29 protein-coding genes are annotated in these 24,961 nt (G+C 59.3%); 19 read left to right on the forward strand and 10 right to left on the reverse strand.

Going from position 1 to position 24,961, the window contains the following annotated elements; genetic code table 11:
• Positions 1-4: 4 nt before the first annotated feature.
• The 4 genes from KGB03_RS22575 to KGB03_RS22590 all read right to left on the reverse strand — a co-directional run bounded on the left by KGB03_RS22575 (position 5) and on the right by KGB03_RS22590 (position 2,899).
• Positions 5-907, reverse strand: coding sequence for an alpha/beta fold hydrolase (locus KGB03_RS22575; RefSeq protein ID WP_223529064.1), 903 nt, complete (start codon positions 905-907; stop codon positions 5-7).
• Entirely contained in the window at positions 907-1,689 is a 783-nt protein-coding gene (locus tag KGB03_RS22580; RefSeq protein ID WP_223529067.1) for a class II aldolase/adducin family protein, read from the reverse strand. Before KGB03_RS22580 ends, KGB03_RS22575 begins: the two co-directional genes overlap by 1 nt.
• Before the next feature lie 147 nt (positions 1,690-1,836).
• Positions 1,837-2,523 (reverse strand): LrgB family protein, encoded by a 687-nt coding sequence (locus KGB03_RS22585; RefSeq protein WP_033057889.1) that lies wholly within the window; start codon positions 2,521-2,523, stop codon positions 1,837-1,839.
• The gene (locus KGB03_RS22590) at positions 2,513-2,899 is read right to left on the reverse strand and encodes a CidA/LrgA family protein (RefSeq protein ID WP_134096671.1); all 387 of its coding nucleotides are present in this window, start codon (positions 2,897-2,899) and stop codon (positions 2,513-2,515) included. The genes KGB03_RS22585 and KGB03_RS22590 overlap by 11 nt, the downstream gene beginning before the upstream one ends.
• Positions 2,900-2,995: 96 nt before the next feature.
• Between KGB03_RS22590 and KGB03_RS22595 the strand changes: the two genes are divergently transcribed.
• Entirely contained in the window at positions 2,996-3,892 is an 897-nt protein-coding gene (locus KGB03_RS22595) for a LysR family transcriptional regulator (RefSeq protein WP_223529070.1), read from the forward strand.
• Here KGB03_RS22595 and KGB03_RS22600 read toward each other — a convergent pair.
• Positions 3,873-4,328, reverse strand: a complete 456-nt coding sequence (locus tag KGB03_RS22600; RefSeq protein ID WP_223529073.1) for a flavodoxin — start codon at positions 4,326-4,328, stop codon at positions 3,873-3,875. The genes KGB03_RS22595 and KGB03_RS22600 overlap by 20 nt on opposite strands.
• Before the next feature lie 154 nt (positions 4,329-4,482).
• Here KGB03_RS22600 and KGB03_RS22605 point away from each other — a divergent pair, with 154 nt between their 5' ends.
• On the forward strand, positions 4,483-4,959 hold the full coding sequence (locus KGB03_RS22605; protein WP_008150687.1) for a PAS domain-containing protein: 477 nt from the start codon (positions 4,483-4,485) through the stop codon (positions 4,957-4,959).
• A gap of 54 nt (positions 4,960-5,013) precedes the next feature.
• On the forward strand, positions 5,014-5,619 hold the full coding sequence (locus KGB03_RS22610) for a hypothetical protein (RefSeq protein ID WP_111450383.1): 606 nt from the start codon (positions 5,014-5,016) through the stop codon (positions 5,617-5,619).
• 1 nt (position 5,620) lies between these two features.
• Here KGB03_RS22610 and KGB03_RS22615 read toward each other — a convergent pair whose 3' ends face one another.
• Complete coding sequence (locus KGB03_RS22615; protein ID WP_223529078.1) at positions 5,621-6,580, reverse strand: MerR family transcriptional regulator; 960 nt, start codon at positions 6,578-6,580, stop codon at positions 5,621-5,623.
• Between the two features lie 208 nt (positions 6,581-6,788).
• On the opposite strand from KGB03_RS22615, the gene KGB03_RS22620 reads away from it, so the two are divergent.
• The 11 genes from KGB03_RS22620 to KGB03_RS22670 all read left to right on the forward strand — a co-directional run bounded on the left by KGB03_RS22620 (position 6,789) and on the right by KGB03_RS22670 (position 15,577).
• Positions 6,789-7,358, forward strand: coding sequence for an antibiotic biosynthesis monooxygenase (locus KGB03_RS22620; RefSeq protein ID WP_111450385.1), 570 nt, complete (start codon positions 6,789-6,791; stop codon positions 7,356-7,358).
• Between the two features lie 169 nt (positions 7,359-7,527).
• Positions 7,528-8,238: a dihydromonapterin reductase gene (gene folM / locus KGB03_RS22625; protein WP_111450386.1), complete on the forward strand. Its 711-nt coding sequence runs from the start codon at positions 7,528-7,530 to the stop codon at positions 8,236-8,238.
• A 22-nt stretch (positions 8,239-8,260) separates the two neighbouring features.
• Positions 8,261-8,836 (forward strand): GTP cyclohydrolase I FolE, encoded by a 576-nt coding sequence (gene folE, locus KGB03_RS22630; RefSeq protein ID WP_223529081.1) that lies wholly within the window; start codon positions 8,261-8,263, stop codon positions 8,834-8,836.
• Positions 8,837-8,838: 2 nt separating this feature from the next.
• Entirely contained in the window at positions 8,839-9,210 is a 372-nt protein-coding gene (folX, locus tag KGB03_RS22635) for a dihydroneopterin triphosphate 2'-epimerase (RefSeq protein ID WP_192410168.1), read from the forward strand.
• Positions 9,211-9,278: 68 nt separating this feature from the next.
• Positions 9,279-9,575 carry a DUF1244 domain-containing protein gene (locus KGB03_RS22640; protein ID WP_111450387.1) on the forward strand — a complete coding sequence of 99 codons (297 nt, stop codon included), beginning with the start codon at positions 9,279-9,281 and terminating at the stop codon, positions 9,573-9,575.
• Complete coding sequence (locus KGB03_RS22645; protein ID WP_033057919.1) at positions 9,568-9,906, forward strand: HopJ type III effector protein; 339 nt, start codon at positions 9,568-9,570, stop codon at positions 9,904-9,906. Before KGB03_RS22640 ends, KGB03_RS22645 begins: the two co-directional genes overlap by 8 nt.
• Positions 9,907-10,146: 240 nt before the next feature.
• Complete coding sequence (locus KGB03_RS22650) at positions 10,147-11,397, forward strand: aspartate aminotransferase family protein (protein WP_223529085.1); 1,251 nt, start codon at positions 10,147-10,149, stop codon at positions 11,395-11,397.
• A gap of 131 nt (positions 11,398-11,528) precedes the next feature.
• Complete coding sequence (locus tag KGB03_RS22655) at positions 11,529-12,503, forward strand: amino acid ABC transporter permease (protein ID WP_192410166.1); 975 nt, start codon at positions 11,529-11,531, stop codon at positions 12,501-12,503.
• 60 nt (positions 12,504-12,563) lie between these two features.
• Complete coding sequence (locus tag KGB03_RS22660; protein ID WP_132834042.1) at positions 12,564-13,292, forward strand: amino acid ABC transporter ATP-binding protein; 729 nt, start codon at positions 12,564-12,566, stop codon at positions 13,290-13,292.
• Between the two features lie 46 nt (positions 13,293-13,338).
• A complete protein-coding gene (locus tag KGB03_RS22665) occupies positions 13,339-14,166 on the forward strand; it encodes a transporter substrate-binding domain-containing protein (protein ID WP_111450507.1) in 828 nt (275 codons plus the stop codon).
• Between the two features lie 127 nt (positions 14,167-14,293).
• Positions 14,294-15,577, forward strand: a complete 1,284-nt coding sequence (locus tag KGB03_RS22670) for an NAD(P)/FAD-dependent oxidoreductase (protein ID WP_223529089.1) — start codon at positions 14,294-14,296, stop codon at positions 15,575-15,577.
• Between the two features lie 180 nt (positions 15,578-15,757).
• On the opposite strand, the gene trxB is transcribed toward KGB03_RS22670, so the two are convergent.
• Positions 15,758-16,714: a thioredoxin-disulfide reductase gene (gene trxB / locus KGB03_RS22675; protein ID WP_111450392.1), complete on the reverse strand. Its 957-nt coding sequence runs from the start codon at positions 16,712-16,714 to the stop codon at positions 15,758-15,760.
• A gap of 316 nt (positions 16,715-17,030) precedes the next feature.
• Here trxB and cysZ point away from each other — a divergent pair, with 316 nt between their 5' ends.
• Both cysZ and KGB03_RS22685 read left to right on the forward strand, forming a co-directional pair.
• Positions 17,031-17,783, forward strand: coding sequence for a sulfate transporter CysZ (gene cysZ / locus KGB03_RS22680; protein ID WP_111450508.1), 753 nt, complete (start codon positions 17,031-17,033; stop codon positions 17,781-17,783).
• Positions 17,784-17,823: 40 nt separating this feature from the next.
• Positions 17,824-19,023 (forward strand): glycosyltransferase family 4 protein, encoded by a 1,200-nt coding sequence (locus KGB03_RS22685; RefSeq protein WP_111450393.1) that lies wholly within the window; start codon positions 17,824-17,826, stop codon positions 19,021-19,023.
• Between the two features lie 126 nt (positions 19,024-19,149).
• Here KGB03_RS22685 and KGB03_RS22690 read toward each other — a convergent pair whose 3' ends face one another.
• The 3 genes from KGB03_RS22690 to KGB03_RS22700 all read right to left on the reverse strand — a co-directional run bounded on the left by KGB03_RS22690 (position 19,150) and on the right by KGB03_RS22700 (position 21,502).
• A complete protein-coding gene (locus tag KGB03_RS22690; RefSeq protein WP_192410163.1) occupies positions 19,150-20,253 on the reverse strand; it encodes an NADH:flavin oxidoreductase in 1,104 nt (367 codons plus the stop codon).
• 155 nt (positions 20,254-20,408) lie between these two features.
• Complete coding sequence (locus KGB03_RS22695; RefSeq protein ID WP_008150716.1) at positions 20,409-20,891, reverse strand: glutathione peroxidase; 483 nt, start codon at positions 20,889-20,891, stop codon at positions 20,409-20,411.
• Between the two features lie 125 nt (positions 20,892-21,016).
• Positions 21,017-21,502 (reverse strand): peptidylprolyl isomerase, encoded by a 486-nt coding sequence (locus tag KGB03_RS22700; RefSeq protein ID WP_008150718.1) that lies wholly within the window; start codon positions 21,500-21,502, stop codon positions 21,017-21,019.
• On the opposite strand from KGB03_RS22700, the gene KGB03_RS22705 reads away from it, so the two are divergent.
• From KGB03_RS22705 to KGB03_RS22715, 3 genes are read left to right on the forward strand one after another with little or no spacing between them, the layout of a single operon-like run.
• On the forward strand, positions 21,471-21,809 hold the full coding sequence (locus KGB03_RS22705) for a DUF3565 domain-containing protein (protein WP_192410162.1): 339 nt from the start codon (positions 21,471-21,473) through the stop codon (positions 21,807-21,809). The genes KGB03_RS22700 and KGB03_RS22705 overlap by 32 nt on opposite strands.
• A gap of 60 nt (positions 21,810-21,869) precedes the next feature.
• Positions 21,870-23,969, forward strand: coding sequence for a phosphate acetyltransferase (gene pta, locus KGB03_RS22710; RefSeq protein WP_223529092.1), 2,100 nt, complete (start codon positions 21,870-21,872; stop codon positions 23,967-23,969).
• Entirely contained in the window at positions 23,970-24,875 is a 906-nt protein-coding gene (locus KGB03_RS22715) for an acyltransferase (protein ID WP_218538025.1), read from the forward strand. It begins immediately after the preceding gene.
• The last annotated feature ends 86 nt before the right edge of the window (positions 24,876-24,961 follow it).

Consider the following 24,961-nt stretch of genomic DNA (forward strand, 5'->3'; position numbering starts at 1 on the left):
ATAATCAGGAACAAGCGACCTTGCGCGGCGGTGAAACCAGCTGATCGCGAAACTCCAGGTAATGCTTGAGTACCTGCCCCGGCGCCTCGGTCTGAGGGTAGTGACCAATACCGGGCAACAAGACCGTGTCCGGATTCGGGATCAGTTCCCGATAACGCTTGACCATGTGCGCGCCGGAGATCGGATCGACCTCACCATCGATCACCCGCAACGGCACTTCACCACGCTGCATCGCGCTGACCCAACGCTCGCGCTGAGCACGCCGTTCAGGGATGTAGGCGATCAATTTGTGCATGATCCGTGGCCCGTGATTGCTCTCGATCAGGCTCCAGAAATCGTCCATCTCGCTCTCGGTGGGGCGGCTCTGGGGGCCGAAGACCTGCCGGAAACTCTTCACCAGGCTGTCACGGGAAAAAGCTCGACCGATCATCCAGCCCAAGGGGCTGAGCAGGAGTTTTTGCATCAGTATCGGACGATGGGTTTCAGGAAAGAGGCCGCCATTGAGGAACACACAACTGGCGATATCAATGCGCGCTTCGTAATGCCGGGCCAACAGTTCCTGGGCCACGCTGTCGCCATAATCGTGGGCCAACAGGTGCACCGGCTGCTCGACCTTCACGTGCGCCAGCAAAGCCTGTTGCAGATCGGCCTGCTCCAGCAGGCTGTATTCGTGGTTCACCGGTTTGGCGGAGTCGCCAAAGCCGAGCATGTCGCAGGCAATCACCCGATAGCGCTGGGTCAGCGGTTGCCACAGGAAATGCCAGTCCCAACTGGCGGTCGGGAAGCCATGGATGAGCAACAGTGGCTCACCCTGCCCCGCCGTCCAGTAACGGATGGTCTGGCCACGGAATACGAACGTCTGGCCGCATTTGCGCCAGACACACAGTGGGATCTCGGCGAGAGGCATTAGAGTTTATAACCCGGGTCTTGTTTATCGAGTTTGCGCAGCAGCGCTGGCCAGGCCAGTGCGCCGCCCATCCCTTGAGCACTTTTGGTGACGCCGGCGATCATCGCCTTGGCGCCCGCCAGAATCTGCGGTTCGATGGCGATCAACTCGGCGCCACCGTTCTGCGCCAGCACCTGGATATCGCAGGCCCGCTGGAAGGTGAACATCATCAGGAACGTGTCGGCGATGGTGCCGCCGCAGGTCAGCAGACCGTGGTTGTGCAGCATCAGGAAATTGTTTTCGCCGAGGTCGGCTTGCAGTCGCGCTTTCTCTTCATGGTTAAGCGCAACCCCTTCGTAGGCGTGATAAGCCAGACTGGACAGGACAAATAATGATTGTTGGCTGATCGGCAAAATGCCTTGCTTCTGCGCCGACACGGCGACACCGGCAGCGGTGTGGGTGTGCAGCACGCAGACGACATCGTGACGAACCTCGTGCACCGCGCTGTGGATGGTGTAACCGGCCGGGTTGATCTCGTAAGGGCTGTCCATCAGCTTGTTGCCGGCCTGATCGACCTTGACCAGGCTGGACGCAGTAATCTCGTGAAACATCAGCCCGAACGGGTTAATCAGAAAGTCTTCGGTACCGGGGACCTTGGCCGAGATGTGGGTAAAAATCAGGTCATCCCAGCCATGCAGAGCGACCAGACGATAGCAGGCGGCAAGATCGACGCGGGTCTGCCACTCGGCGGCGCTGACCTGATTTTTGACACTGTGTGGCGGTTGGGCGGGGGCTACGTTCACGGCAAGGAACCTCTAATTTTTATTCTTGGGGTTTCTATTGTTTACCGACGTTACACCAGTCTAGTCACGCCCCGGGGATCGTGTAGTTGCATTGGCAGCCAGCTTGATGGCCTAGCGAGTCAGTACGCCGATGAACGTGGATCCATGTCAAAGTACTGCCGCCAACAAGGGTGCGGCGAACAGATTCAGCAGCCCCGTCAGAACCATGACTAACCCCGCCACCGAGCCCTCTTCACCCCCCACTTCATGTGCTCGACTGACCCCGGCACCGTGAGCACCGACACCGAACAGCGCCCCTCGAGCCAAGGCACTGCGCAGGGGCAACCACTTGAGCAAAATGCCGCCGAGCATAGCCCCGAACACCCCGGTGAACATCACAAACACCGCGGTCAGTTCCGGTACGCCGCCCAGGTCATGGGCCAGCGGCATGGCAAACGGCGTGGTGATCGAACGCGGCACCAGCGACATCGTCACCGAACTGTCCAGCGCCAGCGCCTTGGCCAGCCCGAACGAACTGCCGATGGACGCCGCGCTGCCCGCCAGCATTCCCAGCAACAACGCCGACCAATGCCGCATCAGCATCTGCCGCTGCTGCCAGATCGGTACTGCAAAAGCGACGGTAACCGGCCCCAGCACCAACATCAGCCAATGGGTGTTGCTCGAATATTCGGCATACGCGGTGTGCAGCGGCACAGCGAGTGCCAACAGCAAGGCTGGAACCAGAATCAGTGGCGACAACACATAGCGCCCGGTGCGCCGATAGATCCAGCGACTGAACAGATAGGCCAGCAGCGTGAAGGCCAGCCAGAACATCGGCATCAGCTCAAGCTTCACGAGACCTCCTCAACCGCACCACCAGTTCCACGGTAAAAGCGGTCACCAGCATCACCATCAGCGTGCTCACGCCGATCACCAGCAAAATTCGCCAACCGTCGCTGCGCAGCAGGCCGCCGTAATCGAGCAGGCTCATGAGCGCCGGAATGAAGAACAACAGCATCTCGGCCATCAACAGGCCGGCGCCCATTTGCAGCGCTGCCGGTTTGACCACACCCAAAGCGAACGCCAGCAGCAACAGCACCATGCCGATGACACCACCGGGAATAGGCCAGGCAAACCACACGGCCATCTGGCAGCCGAGCAGGTAGATGGCCAGCAGCACGGCCAATTCGGTCGCCAGTCGAGCCAATTTTTTTAAGGTTGATGCGTTCATGTCTTCGGTCCTCACAGGTGCTCATTTTAAGGAGCGGGCTGCCATACCCGAAGCGAATTGTTAGACTCGAAGCCATTCCAAAATGGAATCAGGCAGATGGAATTCAAACAGCTACGCAGCTTCGTCGAGGTCATGCATCAGGGTGGTTTTACCCAAGCCGCCAAGACCCTGCACATCAGTCAATCGGCGGTGAGCAAACAGGTCGCTCAGCTGGAACAGAGCCTCGGCACTGTGCTGCTCGAACGACAGGGTTCGCAGCTGCGCCTGACCGCTGCCGGCAGCGTGGTTTTACAACGGGCCGAAGGCATGTTGCGGCTACGCAACGAACTGCTCATTGAGCTGGATGACTTGAGCCAACTGGCCCGCGGGGAATTGCGCCTGGGTTTGCCGCTACTGGGCAGCGACGCGCTGTTCGCCGGACTGTTCGCCGAATACCGGCGACGCTACCCGAACATCAGCATTCAATTGCTTGAGGGCGGTAGCCTGAACATCGAACAGGCCGTTTTGAGTGGTGAGCTGGAATTGGGTGGCGGCCTGTTGACGAAGGACCCGCAGTTCGCCTTCCAGCCTTTCTGCGATGAACCGCTGGACGCCCTGCTGCCGGCCGATCATCCGCTGGCGTCGAAGACTGTGATTGGGCTGGAGGAATTGGCCGACACGCCATTCCTGCTGTATCAGCGCAGCTTCGTGCTCAACGACCGCTTGCTGCAAGCCTGCCAGCAGATGGGTTTTACGCCCAAGGAAGGTGGTCGCAGCGGCCAGGCTGACTTTCTTGCGGCACTGGTGGCGGCCGGTCAAGGGGTGGTGCTGTTGCCGCGCGTGGTGGCACGCGGGCTGGTGCGGCCAGGCGTGGTGCGCCTGACCTTGAACGCGCCGAGCTATCTGCGTTGGGATATCGCCTTCATCTGGCGTCAGGGCGCGTACTTGTCAAAAGCCGCGCAAGCCTGGCTCGCCTTGCTGCGCGAGCGGCCGGTCAACCCCGCAGAGCGCTGACCAACTCCGCCAGCCAAGGCTCGGCGTCGGTTTCCGGCGTCACGCTTTCGCTGGCGTCCAGGCGCAGCATGGGCAGGACTTCGCGCAGGCCCAGTTCGCCGAACAATTCGCGCATCAACTCGCCGCCGCCGCAAAACGTGTCGCCGTAACTCGCATCGCCCAGACCAATCACGGCGCCCGGCAAGCCACGCCAGGCCGCCGGCAACTGGTCGCGAATGGCGAAATACAACGGTTGCAGGTTGTCCGGCAACTCGCCCATGCCGGTGGTCGAGGTCACCGCCAGGAAGGCTTCAGGGCCAAAGGCCTGAACATCGGCGAGGCTCGCACGCGGGTTGTGCCAGGTTTCGAAACCCGCTGCTTTTAAAATAGTTGCGGCGTGGCGGGCGACTTCTTCAGCAGTGCCGTACACCGAGCCGGAAAGGATGGCGACTTTCATCAATCTGATCCTGAAGCTGAGTAAAAAGACGGGGGATATTAACAGCCGTGGCAAAAAAGCTGCGATTGACTCTCAATTAACCCGGGTGACCAGTAGAAAGTTCTCACTGTTCTTTTAGAATGCATCCCACAATCAAATTGGAAAGGACTCTCCGATGATTAACGCCCAACTGCTGCAAATGGTGATCAACGCTTCCAACGACGGCATCGTGATTGCCGAAAAGGAAGGCGAGCAGGACAACATCCTGATTTACGTCAACCCGGCATTCGAACGCCTGACGGGTTACACCAGCGAAGAAATCCTCTACCAGGATTGCCGTTTTCTTCAGTCAGGGGACCGCGACCAGGAAGCTCTCCCGTTGATTCGCGAAGCGTTGAGCAGTGGCGGTTCCTGCCGGGAAATCCTCAGAAATTATCGCAAGGACGGCACGCCGTTCTGGAACGAACTGTCCCTCTCGACGATGAAAAACCCTGATGACGGACAAACTTATTTCATCGGTGTGCAGAAAGACGTCACCCTTCAGGTCAAGGCGCAGCAGCGAGTCGCACAGTTGGAAGCGCAACTGGCCGAGGTCCAGACCGAGCTTGCCGCACTAAAAGCGACGAACGGCAAAAACAAAACGAAGAATTGATTGTCATTAACTACAATCACCGGTGACTTCGTAATTTTTTCTGTCGAGCAGATCATGCAACGCGACGCACTCCTGACGCAGGATGAGCTGGATTTTATCCAGAAAATGCAACACAACCCGCAACTCAATGTGCGGGATGCGACGTCGAGCCTGCTCGTCAACGGTGGTTCACAGATCCGTGACCTGCTCACGCGCCTTGCCGCTCATGAGCAAGTCACCATCCAGGCCAACTTCGAAAATCAGCAAATGACTTTCCCGCTGCACCTGGTGGAAGACGAATTTCACGCAATGCATTTACGCCTTGGCGTTCCCAGCATCTATGAAGACGGACCGATGGTCCGGCCATGGCGTCTGGTACTCGAAGAACCGGTTGCACTGGAGAATGCCAGTGGCCAGTCCGGTACGATGTGGGTGCACGAAGTGTCGTTCAAAGGGGTTTTGCTGGAAGTTCGCAACAAGACCAAGCCGCCAAAACATTTCGCCTTGTGGTTCAGCCCGTCTGGCTACGAGCGCATCGCGTTGCGCGGCACCTTCGAGAGAGAAACCGAGAACGGCTTCTATGCCTATCAGTTGAATCAGGATGACAAGGACGAAACCGAACGCCTGCGCCAGTACATTCTTCAACAGCATCGGCTGACGCATCCGGCCATGCATCTCTGATTCAGGTGTCCAAATTGCCTGTCAGGAACTGTTTCAAACGCTGACGCATGACCGAACCTTCGTTACCCAGACATCCAATCGACGATCCCGCCAGGCTTTCCTGCACCAGATCGGACGCATCCCCCGCCAGCAACAACTGACAGTCAAGGCTCAAGGCCAGGCGCTTCAGTCGCCGCGGCAACTCGAGCGCAGGCGCGTGATTGGAAATCAGCACCAGCGCCTGGGGCTTGACTCTTTCGCAGACCAGCGCCAATTCATCGAATGGCTGACCGATAGCCAACACTTGAATAGCCGAATCGACACTGCTCAAAAACAGCGCGGTTACCAGCACATCGAGTTCACGACACTGATCGCTCAGGGCGCAGACAATCACCCGTCGAGGTTGCAGGACACGCACCAGCAGCAGGCGTTGCAACACTCGAGAACGCAGAAAACCATCCAGGAAAAGCCACTCACTGGCCTGGCCGAATGCTTCATGGCGCTGGCGCAGTTGCTTCCAGAGTGGAAGCAGAATGTCCTGAAACACGACAGTCAGGGGATAACTGGAAAAGATCTGTCCATAGACCTGCTCCAGTTGAACCTCATCAAAGGCACTCACCGCCGACTGAACTTGCTGCTGCCATTGGGTGTGGTCAGCGTGTACGAGTTCATTGGGGATGATGTGTGACAGGGCCTGAAGCGGCGCAATCCTGGCCAGGATCTTGCCGACTTTACTGACAGCAACACCACGCTCAATCCAGCCAAGGATGCTGCGGACACGATCGATATCGGTCAACGAATACAGTCTGTGCCCACTTTCGGTGCGCGCGGGCTGGATCAGTCCATAGCGGCGTTCCCATGCTCGTAGCGTCACTGGGTTGACCCCTGTCAGGCGCGACACTTCGCGAATCGGAAACAGTTCTTCCTGCTCGAGTGGAAGACTGGGCTGCAATCCAGGGACAACGTCAGTCAAGACAGGCATTTAATTCTACGTCCATGTATAAATTGGATCCCATTCTAACTCTCCTCCCCCCACACCATTCAAGACGTTGATCGCGGCGACTATCACTGACGTACCCGACCGAATCAGGAATAATCCTTGCTTGTTCCAAGACGCAGCCCAACACCCCGGCGCTGCGCCTGGCGAAACTCCTACCCGGAGCGACGCGATTGTCATACGGAGATACACAATGTCTACCTCACCCGTCACGCTGATGGTTGCGCGCCGCGTCGCCGATGGGCGCTATCAAGACCTGATCGCCTGGTTGCACGAAGGCGAACAACTGGCCACTGATTTTCCCGGCTATCTCGGCTCTGGCGTGCTTGCTCCGCCGCCCGACGATGACGAATTCCAGATTATTTTCCGCTTCGCGAACGAGCAGACTTTGCACGCCTGGGAGCATTCCGCCTCGCGTACCGCATGGCTGGCACGCGGCAGTGACTTGTTTGCCCATCCAACGGAACACCGAGTCAGCGGCATCGAAGGCTGGTTCGGCGCTGCCGGCCAACGACCACCACGCTGGAAACAGGCCGTGGCGATCTGGTTGGCATTCTTTCCGGTTTCCCTGCTGTTCAACTTTGTCCTCGGGCCGTTGCTGAGCGATATGGGTTTGCTGAGCCGGGTGTTCATCAGCACCTTGTGCCTGACCCCACTGATGGTCTACTTCTTCATTCCGCTGTCGACCCGCCTGCTGGCCAGTTGGCTGAACACCACGCCGCAACGGCCGCTGCCCGCTGCACCCTCCCCCCAAAATCACTAATTTCCATGTGGGAGCGAGCCTGCTCGCGATGAGGCCATAACATTCAACATCTTTGTTGGCTGTAATACCGCCATCGCGAGCAGGCTCGCTCCCACAGGGAAAGCCCCACGGTAGGTGAATGCCGCCGCGCGCTGGTATAGTTTTGCTCTTACCGCGACGCGAGCCGTTCATGACCTCTTTCGCAGCTCCAATCCTCATCACCGGTGCCGGCCAACGTGTCGGCCTGCACTGTGCGCAGCGTTTGCTCGAGGATGGCCAGCCGGTGATCTTCAGCTACCGCAGTGAGCGCCCCGGCGTGCAAGTCTTGCGCGACCTGGGGGCAACCGCGGTGTTTGCAGATTTCTCCACTGAGGCCGGGATCTTCGCGTTTATCAGCGAACTGAAAAACCACACCGACAGCCTGCGGGCAATCGTCCACAACGCCTCCGAATGGCTGGCCGAAACCCCGGACACCGACGCCGCAGCCTTCATCCGCATGTTCAACGTCCACATGCTGGCGCCCTATCTGATCAATCTGCATTGTGCCGACTTGCTGCAACGTTCAAGCCCCGCCGACATCGTGCACATCAGCGACGACGTGACACGCAAGGGCAGCAGCAAGCACATTGGCTACTGCGCCAGCAAAGCCGGGCTCGACAGCCTCACCCTGTCCTTCGCCGCGAAATACGCGCCGACAATCAAGGTCAACGGTATCGCGCCAGCCCTGCTAATGTTCAACCCCGACGACGACGCGGCGTACCGTGCCAAGGCACTCGCCAAATCCGCGCTGGGCATCGAACCCGGCAGCGAAGTGATCTACCAGAGCCTGCGTTATTTGCTCGACAACCCTTATGTCACCGGCACGACCCTGACCGTCAACGGCGGACGGCACATCAAATAAGCGGCCCCCGCGAGGATGTTCCATGACGTTATCCCTGCACCAGAACGCCCTGTCCCAGAGCTACCGCGAGATCCTCATCGGCCTCGGTGAAAACCCCGACCGAGAAGGTCTGCAAAACACCCCGGTTCGCGCGGCAAAAGCCATGCAGTACCTCTGCCGTGGTTATGAGCAAAGTGTCGAAGAGATCGTCAACGGCGCGCTGTTCGCGTCCGACAACGATGAAATGATCATCGTCGACAACATCGAGCTGTACTCGCTCTGCGAACATCACATGCTGCCCTTCATCGGCAAGGCCCATGTGGCTTATATTCCAACGGGCAAAGTGCTGGGCCTGTCGAAGATTGCACGACTGGTGGACATGTTCGCCCGTCGCCTGCAAATCCAGGAAAACCTCACTCGGCAAATCGCCGAAGCTGTACAGCAAGTGACCGGCGCGGCGGGCGTCGCGGTGGTCATCGAAGCCAAGCACATGTGCATGATGATGCGCGGCGTCGAGAAACAGAATTCGACCATGAACACCTCGGTGATGCTCGGCGCCTTCCGCGAGTCGAGCAATACCCGCCAGGAGTTCCTGCAATTGATTGGACGGAGCAAGTAGCAATGCCACAACTTCAACCAGGAACGGCACGCATACGGGTCAAGAACCTGTGCCTGCGGACCTTCATCGGGATCAACGAGGATGAAATCCTCAACAAGCAGGATGTGCAGATCAACCTGACCATCCTGTATGCCGCTCAGGAAGCGGTGCGTGACAACGACATCGATCACGCGCTGAACTACCGCACCATCACCAAGGCGATCATCGCCCACGTGGAAGGCAATCGCTTCGCCCTGCTCGAACGCCTGACTCAGGAAATTCTCGATCTGGTCATGGCCAACGACTCGGTGTTGTACGCCGAGGTCGAAGTCGACAAGCCCCACGCCCTGCGTTTCGCCGAGTCGGTATCGATTACCCTCGCCGCGAGCCGCTGACCGCGTCTGGCACATTGCTCGTCAGACTTTTATCATCCGCGCCACGATTTGATTGCACAGAGCCCGCCATGACCGATCAACAACGCCTGGAACTCGAAGCCGCCGCCTTTCGCCGGCTGGTCGCCCATCTGGACAGCCGCAAGGATGTGCAGAACATCGACCTGATGAACCTCTCCGGTTTCTGCCGTAACTGCTTGTCCAAGTGGTACAAGGCCGCTGCCGATGAACGCCAGATCGAGGTCAGCCTCGATGACGCCCGCGAAGTGGTTTACGGCATGCCGTACGCCGAGTGGAAAGCCCTATACCAGCAAGAAGCCAACGCCGAACAACAAGCGGCGTTCGCCAAAGGAAAACCCAATGAGTGATTTGAACACCCTGCGCGCCAGCCTCAAGAGCGGCGAACACGTTTTTGCCGACACCCTGGCCTTCATCGCCGCCGGCTACGACTATCAGCCTCAGGCTTTCAACAACGGCGGCGTGGAAAACGCTGCCGGGCAGAACGAAGGTTCGTGCAAGACCCTGGGCCTGGCGCTGCTGGAAGGCTTGAGCGATGAAGAAGCGCTGTTGGCGTTCGGCGAGCATTACCGTTCGGTGGTGGCAACGCCTGAGGGCAGTGACCACGGTAATATCCGCGCGCTGATTGCTCATGGGTTGGCTGGCGTGAAGTTCTCGCAGCAACCGCTGACTCGCCGCTGAAAAAACAGTAGGAGCACGGCTTGCCGGCGATAGCGCCCTGGAGATCGCCATCGCCGGCAAGCCGTGCTCCTACAGGCGATGGCGATCTCAAGAACGCCATCGCCGGCAAGCCATGCTCCTGCAAGGGGCGCAACACATCCCGACTTTTAAGATTGACCCGGCAACTTTATTTCGTTTGCCGGGCACCGCTGCTCACGGCTTAGATAAAAAGAAGCATCCCTTCTTCAGAGTCGGTCATCCATGAGCAGCGAAACCATCAGCCAGTCGATCAACATCGTTCATCCCGTCACGCTCAGCCACGGCAAAAATGCCGAGGTCTGGGACACCGATGGCAAACGCTACATCGACTTCGTCGGCGGCATCGGTGTATTGAACCTCGGCCATTGCCATCCACGCATCGTCGAGGCCATTCGCGAACAAGCCACCCGGCTGACCCACTACGCGTTCAACGCCGCCCCGCATGTGCCCTACCTCGAACTGATGGATCGTCTCACCGCGTTTATTCCGGTGGAGTACCCGGTCAGCGGCATGCTCACCAACAGCGGCGCGGAAGCAGCGGAAAACGCCCTGAAGATCGTACGTGGTGCCACCGGTCGCACGGCCGTCATCGCCTTCGACGGCGCCTTCCATGGCCGCACCCTTGCCACACTCAACCTCAACGGCAAAGTCGCGCCCTACAAACAGAAAGTCGGCGTGCTGCCGGGTCCGGTTTTTCACCTGCCCTTCCCGAGCAAGGACAACGGCGTGACCTGCGCCGAGGCTCTAAAAGCCATGGACCGGCTGTTCAGCGTCGAGATCGACGTCGATGACGTCGCCTGTTTTATCGTCGAACCGGTGCAAGGCGAATCGGGCTTCCTGACGCTGGACGTGGAGTTCGCCCAGGCGCTACGTCGCTTCTGTGATGAAAAAAACATCCTGCTGATCGCTGATGAAATCCAGTCCGGCTTCGGTCGCACCGGCCAGCGCTTTGCATTTTCGCGACTGGGTATTGAGCCCGATCTGATCCTGCTCGCTAAAAGCATTGCTGGCGGCATACCACTGGGTGCGGTGGTCGGGCGCAAGTCGCTGCTCGACACCTTGCCCAAGGGCGGACTGGGCGGCACCTATTCGGGCAACCCGATTGCCTGCGCCGCGGCACTGGCAACCCTGGACGAGATGACCGATGCGAACCTGCACGCCTGGGGTTCGCAACAGGAAGAAGCCATCGTCAGCCGCTACGAGGCCTGGCGCGCCAACAAGCTGTCCCCGTTTCTGGGCCGCCTGACCGGCGTTGGCGCGATGCGCGGTATTGAATTGGCCAATGCCGACGGCACACCGGCATCGGCGCAGTTGACACAACTGCTCGCATTGGCACGAGACGAGGGTTTGCTGCTGATGCCCAGCGGCAAGTCGCGCCACATCATTCGGCTTTTGGCGCCGTTGACCACTGAGGCAGCAGTGCTGGAAGAAGGGCTGGATATTCTCGAGGCCTGCCTGGCGAAGCTTTCCTGAAAAGCAAACTGCGATCCGGGACTGACATAGCGAATTATGTTCGCTTGTAGTCCCCGATTTCGCGTCGCAATACTCACCCAATACCCCTTTTACCAAGCGAGATCACTACCACTTACAAGCCTGAGGCATTCATGTATCACGACAATATAATTTATAAAAAAAAGTCCAATGATCCTCAATTCCTGCTTGGCGTAGCCGTGGTGCTGTTTCTCGGCTCCTACCTGATGAACCTGGGTAACAGCGCCCTCAGTCATTTCCTGCATCCACTGTTGGGCAATGCCCCGGACAGCCTGACCGCTCGCAATATCACCATCGGCCTGGCGATTGCTGCACTGGGCACGCTGAACTTTCACGTCCTCGGACGCTTGAAATTCAAGGTGCAGACCACCGTGGTATGGATCGAACTGCTGATCCTGTTCCTGGCGTTCTTCGACACCTTCGACCTTTCCTACAGCTTCATCCTCGACAAGATCGGTTTCCTGATCATCCAGGGCGCCGCGACCACGCTGTACATCTCCGCCGTGGCGATCGTGATTGCCTTCGTGCTGGCGTTGATCGGCGCCGTGGCCAAGCTGTCCAACAATGGCCTGGCCAATGCCATCGCCTCGTTCTACACCTCGTTTTTTCGCGGTGTTCCGCTGCTGATCCAGATCTACCTGATTTACCTCGGACTGCCGCAACTGGGTTATGTGGTGGACGCCGTGCCGGCCGGCATCCTCGCGTTGTCGCTGTGCTACGGCGCCTACATGACCGAGATTTTTCGTGCAGGCATCCAGAGCATTCCGGTGGGTCAGTGGGAGGCTTCACGAGCCCTGGGCATCAGCCCGTTCAAGACCCTGAGCCGGGTGATCATGCCGCAGGCCTTGCGGGTGATCATCCCGCCCACCGGCAACCAGTTCATCGCCATGCTCAAGGACAGTTCGCTGGTGTCGGTGATTGGCGTCTGGGAATTGATGTACCTGGCCAAGACCCAGGGCCGCGCGGATTTCCGTCACCTGGAAATGCTGATCACCGCCGCGATGATTTACTGGGCCCTGTCGTTCATCCTCGAACGGGTGCAGGCGCGGATCGAAAAACGGGTCAACCGATCCATTGCAAGGGGTTGATGAGTGATGACTACGGCAGAACGACTCGACCTGGCACCTGTTGCGCAGGCCAGCCCTTCGATGATTTCCATCACCGGCCTGAACAAGTGGTACGGCGATTTTCACGCGTTGCGAGATGTCGACCTGAACGTCGCCACGGGCGAAATCCTGGTGGTGTGCGGGCCGTCGGGCTCGGGCAAATCGACGATGATTCGTTGCATCAACCACCTGGAGAATTTCCAGAAAGGCCATATACAGGTCAACGGCATCACCCTCACCAGCGAGGCAGAAAGTGTCAGCGCGGTGCGCCGGGAAATCGGCATGGTGTTCCAGAGCTTCAACCTGTTCCCACACTTAAGCGTGATGGACAACCTGACCCTGGCCCCGCAACTGGTGCAAGGCGTGTCGAGCGCCGAGGCGAAAAAACGCGCTCAGGTTTACCTGGAACGGGTACGCATTGCCGAACACGCCGACAAGTACCCTTCGCAACTGTCCGGCGGCCAGCAGCAGCGCGTGGCGATTGCCCGGGCGCTGTGCATGAACCCCAAAGTGATGCTGTTCGACGAACCCACCTCGGCCCTCGATCCGGAAATGGTCCACGAAGTGCTGGACGTAATGGGCGAGTTGGCCACCGACGGCATGACCATGATTTGCGTAACCCACGAAATGGGTTTCGCCAGCAAGGTCGCCGACCGCGTGCTGTTCATGGACCAGGGCCAGGTCATCGAACAAGCCACCCCTTCCGAGTTTTTCAACAACCCGCAAACCGAACGCGCACAGAAATTCCTGTCACAGATCATTGGTCACTGAGCACCGCTTTGCCCCTTCATAACAAAAACGATAAGTGGAGATGGACATGGTCAGCAAAAAACACGTAATCGCAGCCGCAATGTCGCTGGTGTTCGTCGGCGCCGCCAACGCCGGAGCCGTTCTGGACAAAATCCAGAGCAGTAAAACAATGACCGTCGCCACGTCGGCGACCTGGCCTCCCCAAGGGTTTATCAACGACAAGAATGAAATCGACGGGTTTGACATCGACGTTTCCAAAGAGATCGCCAAGCGTCTCGGCGTCGCCGTCAAGTTCATCACGCCTGACTGGGACGTGATCACCGCCGGCAAGTGGAACGGGCGCTGGGACATGTCCGTGGGCTCGATGACCGCCACCAAAAGTCGCGCGCGAATTCTCGATTTCCCCGCGACCTATTACTACGTGCCTTACGTGTTTGCGGTTCACAACAAATCCACACTCACCGACCACAAAGCGCTCAATGGCAAAACGATCGGTGTCGAAGGCGGCACCACGTCCGAGGACTATTTCAGCCAGGCGCTGGCCATTGAAACCACTGACGTGCCACCTGTCGTTTATGACGTAAAGACCACAAAAATGAAGACTTACTCCGGTTCCGTCGGACCGCTGGACGACCTGCGCCTGGGTGACGGTACCCGGCTGGACGCCATCCTCACTCAACGCAGCACACTGGACGCAGCAGTGAAGAGCGGTTACCCGCTGCGGGCCGTCGACAATGCAGTGGCGTTCTACGAACCCCTGGCCATTGCCACCGACAAGGGTGACGCGGAATTGAAGGCCAAACTCGGTCAAATCATCGGCGAGATGCACAAGGACGGCACGCTGACCAAGCTGTCGGACAAGTGGTACGGCGTCGACTACTCGACCATCAAATAACCCCACCTACCCCTGTGGGAGCGGGCTTGCTCGCGAAAGCGGTATAACGCTCAACCCTAAGGTCGACTGTCACACCGCTTTCGCGAGCAAGCCCGCTCCCACCAAAGGCAACACTCAAGGATTGACCATGTCCTTCCCCACCACCTGGTACTCCCAAACCTCGCTGCCCCGCGCGGCCAGATCCGAACTTCGCACTGACGAAAACTGCGACGTCTGCATCATCGGCGCCGGGATCGCGGGCCTTACCGCGGCCCTGGAGCTGACCCGGCGCGGTAAACGCGTGATCGTCCTCGAAGCCCAGCAAGTCGCCTGGGGCGCGTCCGGTCGGAACGGTGGCGTGGTCTCACCAGGCTGGGCTGAGGGTGCGGGAGCGATCCGCAAGAAACTCGGGCTGGAACAGGCCAAGGCGTTATTCCAAATGTCGGTCGAGGGCGTCGATATCGTCCGCCACAACATTGCCGAACTGGCTCTGGCCGGTTGCGCGCCATCGGCAGGCACGATCCGGGTCAAGCGTTACGACGACGGCGCCGAGGTGAAAAACCATATCGAGACCATGCGCCGCGACTTTGGCTATGAACTCAATTTCCTCGACACTCCCCAGGTTCGCGAACGGGCGCACACCTTGCGCTATTTCCAGGGTGTCGAAGATCCGAACGCCCTGCACTTCCACCCGCTGAATTATTGCCTGGGCCTGGCCCTCGCCATCGAAGCGGCTAGAGGGAAGATTTTCGAACACTCAAAAATGCTGGCCTGGCATCGCGAAGGCGACGACAAAATTGTCCAGACCGCTCACGGCACCGTGTGCTGCCAGGACCTGGTGTTCTGCGCTGGCGGCTACGGCGGCCCGGAACTGCAAAAACTCAGCCGCGCCTACCTGCCCATCGCGACCTATGTGGTGCTGACCGAACACCTGGGCGACTCGATCAAAAACGTCCTCGACTCCGGCGCCGCGTTCTCCGACGACCGCCGCGCCTCGGATTACTACCGCGTGGTCGAAGGCGACCGCCTGCTCTGGGGCGGACGCATCACCACCCGCAACGAACAGAACGAAAAGGCCCTCGCCACCATGCTCAAGGCCGACATGGTGTCGGTCTATCCACAACTGGCCCCGGTCAACATCGAATTGGCCTGGTCCGGCCTGATGGGTTACTCCACCAACAAGATGCCCAACCTGGGATTGCTCGAACCGGGCGTCTGGGCCTGCACCTCGTTTGGTGGCCATGGTTTGAATACCGGCTCGATTGGCGGCAGGGTCATCGCCGAAGCGGTGTGCGGGGAAAGTACGCGTTATCAGCTGTTCAAACCGTACCTGCTGGACTGGAACGGCGGACCGTTCGGGCGGATTGCCGCCAATGCCATCTATCAGTCGTTGAAGGTCATGGACTTCGTCCAGGAACGGCTGAAGGGCTGAGAGCACAACATTTCCCCTGTGGGAGCGAGCCTGCTCGCGAAAGCGATTTATCATTAGACATTGTTGTCGACTGACACACCGCTATCGCGAGCAGGCTCACTCCCACAGGGTTGATCGGACATTTCTGCAAGTACAAAAAAACCGGCCGAAGCCGGTTTTTTGTTTTCTACAGAATCAGAATCAAGCGTTCTGCAGATCGTCGAGGTAGCGCTCGGCGTCCAGTGCCGCCATGCAGCCAGCGCCGGCCGAGGTGATGGCCTGACGGTAAACGTGGTCAGCCACGTCACCGGCAGCAAAGATACCTTCGAGGCTGGTGGCAGTGGCGTTGCCGTCACGGCCGCCCTGTACAACCAGGTAGCCGTCTTTCAACGTCAGCTGACCTTCGAACAACGAAGTGTTCGGGGTGTGGCCGATGGCGATGAACACGCCGTCGACGGTCAGCTCGTCGAAGCTGCCGTCGTTGTTCTTCAGACGGGCACCGGTCACGCCCATGTTGTCGCCCAGGACTTCGTCCAGCGTCGAGTTCAGCTTCAAGACGATTTTGCCTTCGGCAACCCGGGCATTCAGCTTGTCGATCAGGATCTTCTCGGCGCGGAAGGTTTCGCGACGGTGGATCAGGGTGACCTTGCTGGCGATGTTGGCCAGGTACAGCGCCTCTTCAACCGCGGTGTTGCCGCCACCGACCACGGCCACTGGCTTGTTGCGGTAGAAGAAACCATCGCAGGTCGCGCAGGCCGAAACGCCTTTGCCCATGAACGTTTCTTCCGACGGCAGGCCCAGGTAACGAGCGCTGGCGCCGGTGGCGATGATCAGGGCGTCGCAGGTGTAGGTCGCGCTGTCGCCGGTCAGGGTGTACGGCTTGGCAGCGAAGTCCACGGCATTGATGTGATCGAAGACGATTTCGGTTTCAAAGCGCTCGGCGTGCTCTTTCATGCGTTCCATCAGCGCCGGGCCGGTCAGGCCGTGGACGTCGCCAGGCCAGTTGTCGACTTCGGTGGTGGTGGTCAGTTGACCGCCGGCTTGCATGCCGGTGATCAGCAGTGGCTTGAGGTTGGCACGGGCGGCATAGACTGCGGCGCTGTAACCGGCAGGGCCGGAACCGAGAATAATCACTCGCGAATGACGGACTTCAGACATGACCTGCTCCTGTTGACCGGCCCGAATCTTCTGGCGCGGAACGCCGGGTTGCCGGCGGGAATAAAAAAGGACCGTTGAAAGCACTTGGGGAAGGCTTGAACTCGACAGTCCTGTAAAAAGTATGGGGTGCAGCGTATCGAGGGGGCGAAGATTAAGGAAATACGGTTTAACAATCCAGCTCATAGGCGGTCTCTATCCCATCACGATGGATGCATAGGCGCTTTTGTTACAGTTAATGTCGATGCTGCTGCCGCGCTTTCGCCCGTCAGGCAAAGCCGGTAAGGTCGGCGCGTTTCCCCTTTGCTCGGAGCACGTTATGCCCGCCCCCGTTCTGTCCGGCCCGCAATACCTGCGCGAAGGCCTCAAATTAGTCCTGAGCCCAAGCCTGCGTTTGTTCGTGCTGTTGCCGCTGGTGATCAACCTGGTGCTGTTCGTCGGATTGATCTACTTGGCCAGCCATCAATTCAGCCTATGGGTCGATACGTTGATGCCGTCGCTGCCCGACTGGCTGAGTTTCCTCAGTTACATCCTGTGGCCGATTTTTGTCGTGCTTGTCGTTTTGATGGTGTTTTTCACCTTCACCATGCTCGCCAACGTCATCGCCGCGCCATTCAACGGCTTCCTCGCCGAGAAAGTCGAAGTGGTGGTGCGCGGCACCGACGACTTCCCGTCCTTCAGCTGGGGCGAACTGATCGCCATGATCCCCCGCACCCTGTCCCGCGAGATGCGCAAACTCGGCTACTTCCTGCCTCGCGCCATCGGGTTGTTCATCCTTTCGTTCATCCCGGTGGTTAACATCGTTGCCGCACCATTGTGGCTGCTGTTCGGGGTGTGGATGATGGCGATCCAGTACATCGACTACCCGGCGGATAACCACAAACTGGGCTGGAACGAGATGCTCGCCTGGCTGCGCGAGAAGCGCTGGCAGAGCATGAGTTTCGGCGGCAGTGTTTATCTTGTGCTGCTGATTCCGGTGGTCAACATCCTCATGATGCCGGCCGCCGTGGCGGGTGCGACCTTGTTCTGGGTGCGTGAACGCGGCGCGGAAAACCTGGTAGTCCAGCGCTGATTCGGTCACAAATTCATCATCCCACCGTCACACTGACGACATGGCCTCAGCCGACACTGAGGTCATGACGACAGCTCTGCATATCACTCTGATCACCGAAACCTTCCCTCCCGAAATCAACGGAGTGGCCAATACCCTCGGCCGCTTGTGTGACGGCTTGCGCGCGCGCGGGCATCAGGTGGAATTGGTGCGACCGCGTCAGGGTTGCGATCAGCAGCAGGGCAGCGATGATGCGTTGTTGCTATGCCGGGGCTGGCCGCTACCGGGTTATCCCGGCTTGCAATGGGGTCAGTCGTCGATGCACAAGCTGCTGCGGCGCTGGAAGCGTCATCGGCCGGACGTGCTGTACATCGCCACGGAAGGACCGCTGGGATTGTCCGCGTTGCGCGCAGCGCGGCGCTTGGGGATTTCCGTGGTCAGCGGCTTTCACACTAATTTTCAGCAGTACTCCAGTCAGTATGGGCTTGGACTGCTGACGCGATTGCTGACCCACTACCTGCGCTGGTTTCACAATCGTTCGACGCTGACCCTGGTGCCGAGCGTGAGTCAACGAATGGAACTGGAGCGCCGGCATTTCGAGCGTCTGGCGTTGCTGTCGCGTGGGGTCGACAGCCAGTTGTTTCACCCGAGCAAGCGGCTGACGTCGCTACGCGAACAGTGGGGTCTGGCCGACAGTGACATTGCCGTCATCCATGTAGGTCGCCTGGCCCAGGAGAAAAATCTCGGCTTGCTCAAGCGCAGTTTCGACAGGCTGCGCACGACTTATCCACAGAAAAACCTGAAGTTGATCGTGATCGGCGACGGCCCGCAACGAGTGGTCCTGGAGAAGGAACTGCCCGAGGCGATTTTCTGTGGCTCTCAACGCGGTGAAGCCTTGGCCAGTCACTATGCGTCGGGAGATGTGTTTCTGTTTCCAAGCCTGACCGAGACGTTCGGCAACGTGGTGCTTGAGGCACTGGCGTCGGGTTTGGGGGTGGTGGCCTACGATCAGGCAGCAGCGGCTCAGCACATTCGCCATGGCTACAACGGCGTACTGGCGATGCCGGGGGACGAAGAGGCGTTTTGCGATGCGGCGTGCTGGCTGTTGGAGGAGCGCGAAACCTTGCGCTGCGTGCGGCTTAATGCGCGTCAGCATGCGAGTCGCCAAGGGTGGGCAGCGATTATCGAGCAGTTTGAGGGGCAGTTGCGCGGGGCTTGTGTTGGTGAGCAAGTGCTGCCGAATGCACCGACGGTACTCTGATTCTTCAGTGTTCTTGAGTCCGCCTTCGCGAGCAGGCTCGCTCCCACAGTTGACCGCATTCTTCAGGTAGAACTCGGTTGAAAGTGGGAGCGAGCCTGCTCGCGAAAGGGCCCTGCCAAGCGCCGCTTAAACCAGCGTCATCAACGCCTCACGGCTGAACGGCAGAATGTCTTCTTCACGGCCGTCGCGCACTTTCTGCGCCCAGTCCGGGTCCACCAGCAGCGCACGACCTACCGCCACCAAGTCGAACTCATCATTGTTCAAACGCTCCAGCAGTTTTTCCAGGCTGGCCGGCTGCGCGATCTTGTCGGTGTTGACCATGAACTGCAGGAACTCGCCATCCAGGCCGACACTGCCCACGGTGATGGTCGGTTTACCGGTGAGCTTACGGGTCCAGCCGGCCAGGTTCAGCTCGGAACCGTCGAACTCCGGCTCCCAGAAACGACGCGTCGAGCAGTGGAAAATATCCACGCCGGCGTCGGACAACGGCTTGAGGAATTCGCCCAACGCTTCGGGTGTTTGCACCAGGCGCGCGGTGTAATCCTGCTGTTTCCACTGCGAGAAGCGAAAGATAATCGGGAAGCCTTCGCCGACCGCGGCACGCACGGCTTGAATCAATTCGATGGCAAAACGCGAACGGTTAGCCAGGCTGCCGCCGTATTCGTCGGTGCGCTGGTTGCTGCCTTCCCAGAAGAACTGGTCCACGAGGTAGCCGTGGGCACCGTGAATTTCCACGCCGTCCATGCCGATGCTCTGGGCGTCTTTGGCGGCCTGGGCAAATGCGGCGATCACGTCCTGGATATCTTGCTGGGTCATGCCGTGAACCACGACCTGACCGTCCTTCAATTTCTCCGACGGACCGTAACCCGGCACGCTGGCGTCCGGCTCGGTGCCGATGCGGCGCACGCTGCCGACATGCCACAGCTGAGGAACGATCTTGCCGCCCTCGGCGTGCACCGCGTCGACCACTTTCTTCCAGCCGGCCAATGCCGCTTCACCGTAGAAATGCGGCACATTCGGGTAACCGTTGGAAGCCTTGTGCCCGATGGTGGTGCCTTCGGTGATGATCAAGCCAACGCCCGCGGCGGCACGACGACGGTAGTACTCGATCACTTTGGAATTGGGCACGCCACCCGGCGAAAACGAGCGGGTCATCGGCGCCATGACGACGCGGGTCGGCAGTTCGAGGGTGCCGAGGTGGAACGGTTTGAACAGGGCTTTGACGGGCATGGGACGCTCCACGAAAACGGTATCGACGGGACAGAGATTTTATGACGGCGATAATATGCGGAGCGGCAAGCGAAGCACAGCACTATTGATTGCGGTGATTAAGGTTCAAAAGGCAGGCATAAAAAATCGCAGCTCAGTGGCTGCGATTTTTTGGTTCAGCTCAGGGCTTTTTCGATCGCATGAACGACAGTCGGATCATCCGGCGCCGTGCGCGGCGAGAATCGCGCCAGCACGCGACCATCCTTGCCCAGCAGGAATTTTTCGAAGTTCCAGGTAATGTCACCGGGAAATTCAGCACCCTCGCCCGCCAGCAGACGGTACAGCTGATGACGATCGTGACCGTTGACTTCCAGCTTACTGGACAACGGAAAACTCACGCCGTAGTTGAGGCTGCAAAACGCCTGGATCTCTTGCTCGGTACCCGGTTCCTGCCCGGCAAACTGGTTGCACGGCAGGCCCAGTACGCTGAAGCCTTTGTCCTTGTATTGCTGGTAGAGGTTTTCCAGCGCCGCGTACTGTGGGGTCAAGCCACATTTGGAGGCGACGTTGACCACCAGCACGACATGCCCCTTGAAGGGCGCCAGAGGTAGCTCCTGACCATCCAGGCCTGTCAATTTAAGGTCGTGAAAAGCACTCATGACGAACTCCAGATTCCCGTGTTCTTCTCGAAACAGCCACTTGGCGGTGTCACCAGGGACAGCCGCGGACTAAAAAAGGCGCCCCTCGGGCGCCTCTCCAGTTCTCGAAAGCTTAGCGCAGAAAATCAGTGGTGATGGCCACCTTCGCCATGGACGTGACCATGAGCGATTTCTTCCTGGCTGGCATCACGGATGTCGATGATCTTGACCTGGAAGTTCAGGCGCTGACCCGCCAACGGGTGGTTGCCGTCGACGGTGACATCGTCGCCGTCCAGATCGCGAATGGTGACGATCTGCATCTGGCCGTCCGGAGCGGATGCGTGGAACTGCATACCCACTTCCAGCTCGTCGACGCCTTCGAACATGCTGCGGCTCAAGGTGCTGACCAGTTCGGCAGCGTATTCGCCGTAGGCATCTTCAGGTTCAACGGCTACGGTCAGCTCGTCGCCGACTGTTTTGCCTTCCAGTGCCTTTTCCAGGCCCGGAATGATGTTACCTGCGCCTTGCAGGTAGACCAGCGGCGCGCCGCCGGCGGAGCTGTCGATGACCTCACCAGCGTCGTTGGTCAGGGTATAGTCGATGGAGACAGCCTTATTGGCGGCGATCAGCATGGGGCGAGACCTTTTGCATAAGAATGAAGAATGGCCAAGTTTAGCGAAGCAATCGCCCGAAAGCGAACACAACCCGGACAGACGGATGACGGCGAAAGGCTCGACGGTCACAGGCTTCCATCAAGATGAGGACGGGCACTGGGTGGCCGAGCTTTCCTGCGGTCACACCCAGCACCTGCGGCACCAGCCACCGTGGCAATCCCGAGCCTGGGTGCTGGACCCTTTGCTCCGTAATGAAAAAATAGGCCAGCCCTTTGATTGCGGTTGGTGCGCACAAGGCTCGGTTAGCGCTAACCTTGGCGACTGAATTTCGGTAGAAGGCCAGTCATAGGCGTTCACCATTGCCATGCACCTCCAGAGAATCCGCATGCAAACTTTTTTTATCGCGCCCACCGATTTTGGTGTGGGTCTGACCTCCATCAGCCTCGGGCTGGTACGTACCCTTGAGCGGGCCGGCCTCAAGGTCGGCTTTTTCAAACCGATTGCCCAGCCGCATCCGGGTGACACCGGGCCTGAACGGTCCACCGAGCTGGTGGCGCGCACTCACGGTTTGAAACCGCCTCAGCCGCTCGGGCTGGCGCACGTCGAGCGCATGCTCGGCGACGGTCAGCTGGACGAGTTGCTCGAAGAAATCATCACCCTCTATCAGCAGGCGGCAGTCGGTAAGGATGTGCTGATCGTCGAAGGCATGGTCCCGACCCGCAGCGCCAGTTACGCCGCACGGGTCAATCTGCATTTGGCGAAAAGCCTCGACGCCGAAGTGATCCTGGTCTCGGCACCGGAAAACGAGGTGCTGACCGAACTGTCCGGCCGAGTGGAATTGCAGGCGCAATTGTTCGGCGGCCCCAAAGACCCGAAAGTCCTCGGCGTGATCCTCAACAAGGTCAAAACCGACGAGAGCATGGAGGCCTTCGCCTCGCGCTTGAAAGAGCATTCGCCGTTGCTGCGCAGTGGCGATTTCCGTCTGCTGGGCTGCATCCCGTTCCAGCCGGAATTGAACGCCCCGCGCACCCGCGACGTCGCCGATCTGATGGGCGCGCAGATTCTCAATGCCGGTGATTACGAAACCCGGCGCATGACCAACATCATCATCTGCGCCCGCACGGTGCGTAACACCGTGGAGCTGCTCAAGCCCGGCGTGTTGGTGGTGTCGCCCGGTGATCGCGACGACATCATCCTCGCCGTCAGCCTCGCCGCCATGAACGGCGTGCCGCTGGCCGGCCTGTTGCTGACCAGCGACACCCTGCCCGACCCGCGCATCATGGACCTCTGTCGTGGTGCGTTGCAGGCGGGCCTGCCGGTGTTGTCGGTGAGCACCGGTTCCTACGACACCGCTAACCAGTTGAACGGTTTGAACAAAGAAATCCCGATCGACGACCGCGAGCGCGCGGAGATCATCACCGATTTCGTTGCCAGCCACCTCGACGCCAAATGGCTGCACCAACGCTGCGGCACGCCACGGGAAATGCGCCTGTCGCCAGCGGTGTTCCGTTATCAACTGATCCAGCGCGCCCAGGCTGCCAACAAACGCATCGTCCTGCCCGAAGGCAGCGAGCCGCTGACCGTGCAAGCCGCAGCGATCTGTCAGGCGCGCGGCATTGCCCGCTGCGTGTTGCTGGCGAAACCGGCAGACGTCGAAGCGGTCGCCCGCGCCCAAGGCATCGAGCTGCCGCCAGGGCTGGAAATCCTCGACCCGGACCTGATTCGCGAGCGCTACGTCGAGCCGATGGTCGCCCTGCGCAAAACCAAAAGCCTCAACGCGCCGATGGCCGAGCAGCAACTGGAAGACACCGTGGTGATCGGCACCATGATGCTGGCGCTGGATGAAGTGGACGGCCTCGTGTCCGGGGTCATTCACTCCACCGCCAACACCATCCGCCCGGCCCTGCAACTGATCAAGACCGCGCCGGGCTGCACGCTGGTGTCATCAGTGTTCTTCATGCTCTTCCCCGAGGAAGTGCTGGTCTACGGCGACTGCGTAATGAACCCGCACCCCAGCGCCAGCGAACTGGCCGAGATCGCCCTGCAAAGCGCCGACTCGGCAGCCGCCTTCGGCATCACCCCGCGCGTGGCGATGATCAGCTACTCCAGCGGTGAATCGGCCAGCGGCGAAGAAGTCGAGAAGGTGCGCGAAGCGACGTTGCTCGCCCACGAGCAACAAAACTCGCTGTTGATCGACGGCCCATTGCAATACGACGCCGCCGCCAACGAAACCGTTGCCCGGCAACTGGCGCCGAACAGCCAGGTCGCCGGTCGCGCCACAGTGTTCGTGTTCCCCGACCTGAACACCGGCAACACCACCCACAAAGCCGTGCAACGCAGCGCCGATTGCGTCAGCCTCGGGCCGATGCTGCAAGGCCTGCGCAAACCGGTGAACGACCTGCCGCGCGGCGCGCAGGTCGATGACATCGTCTACACCATCGCGTTGACCGCGATTCAAGCTGCCAACCGACCTTTGGATCTTTAAATGCTGGACTCCCTACCTGCACCGCTGCGAGGCGTCATTGCCTCGCTGCTGTTGGCGCTGAACACGATTTTGCTTTGCTCGTTTCTGTTCTGCGTGGCGATCTTCAAAGTGTTGCCCTTCGCCCTCACCCAGCGCTTCACGCGCTGGTTGATGAGCCATACCCATGAAGCCTGGATCAGCAACAACAAGGCCTGGATGAACCTTGTCTGCCGCACCCGATGGCACCTCAGCGGCCTTGAAGGGCTGGACTATCGGCACTCGTACCTGATCACCAGCAACCATCAGAGCTGGGTCGACATCATGGTGCTGCAATACGTGCTCAACCGGCGTATCCAGCCGCTGAAGTTCTTTCTCAAGCAAGAGCTGATCTGGGTGCCAGTGATCGGTCTGGCCTGGTGGACCTTGGGCTTTCCGTTCATGAAGCGCTACTCCAAGGCCTACCTGGAGAAGCACCCGGATAAGAAAGGCAAAGACCTGGAAACCACCCGCAAGACCTGCGACAAGTTCCGCCAAAACCCGGTGGGGATTTTCAATTTCGTCGAAGGCACGCGTTTCACCGATGGCAAGCATGCCCAGCAGAAATCGCCGTTCAAGCATCTACTCAAGCCCAAGGCTGGCGGCATTGCGTTTGTGCTGGATGCCATGGGGGAGCAGCTGGAAGCGATCGTCAACGTGACCATTCACTATCCGGCCGGCCGTCCCGGTTACTGGGATTTGCTCTGTGGGAACGTGAAGGATGTGGTGGTGCACTTTCAGGAGCTGAAGATTCCGCCGCAGTTCATCGGCAAGAACTACGACCAGGACGGCGAGTATCGCTTGCAGTTTCAGGGCTGGATCAATCAGTTGTGGGAAGACAAGGATGCGCTGCTGGGGCAGATGCACCGCGAGTATCCCGCCAAACACTGACCCCCTGTGGGAGCGGGCTTGCTCGCGAAAGCGGACTGACATTCAACATTGATGTCGACTGATACACCGCTTTCGCGAGCAAGCCC

It is taken from the genome of Pseudomonas sp. BF-B-26, assembly GCF_019956495.1.
In the GTDB taxonomy this organism is placed as follows: domain Bacteria; phylum Pseudomonadota; class Gammaproteobacteria; order Pseudomonadales; family Pseudomonadaceae; genus Aquipseudomonas.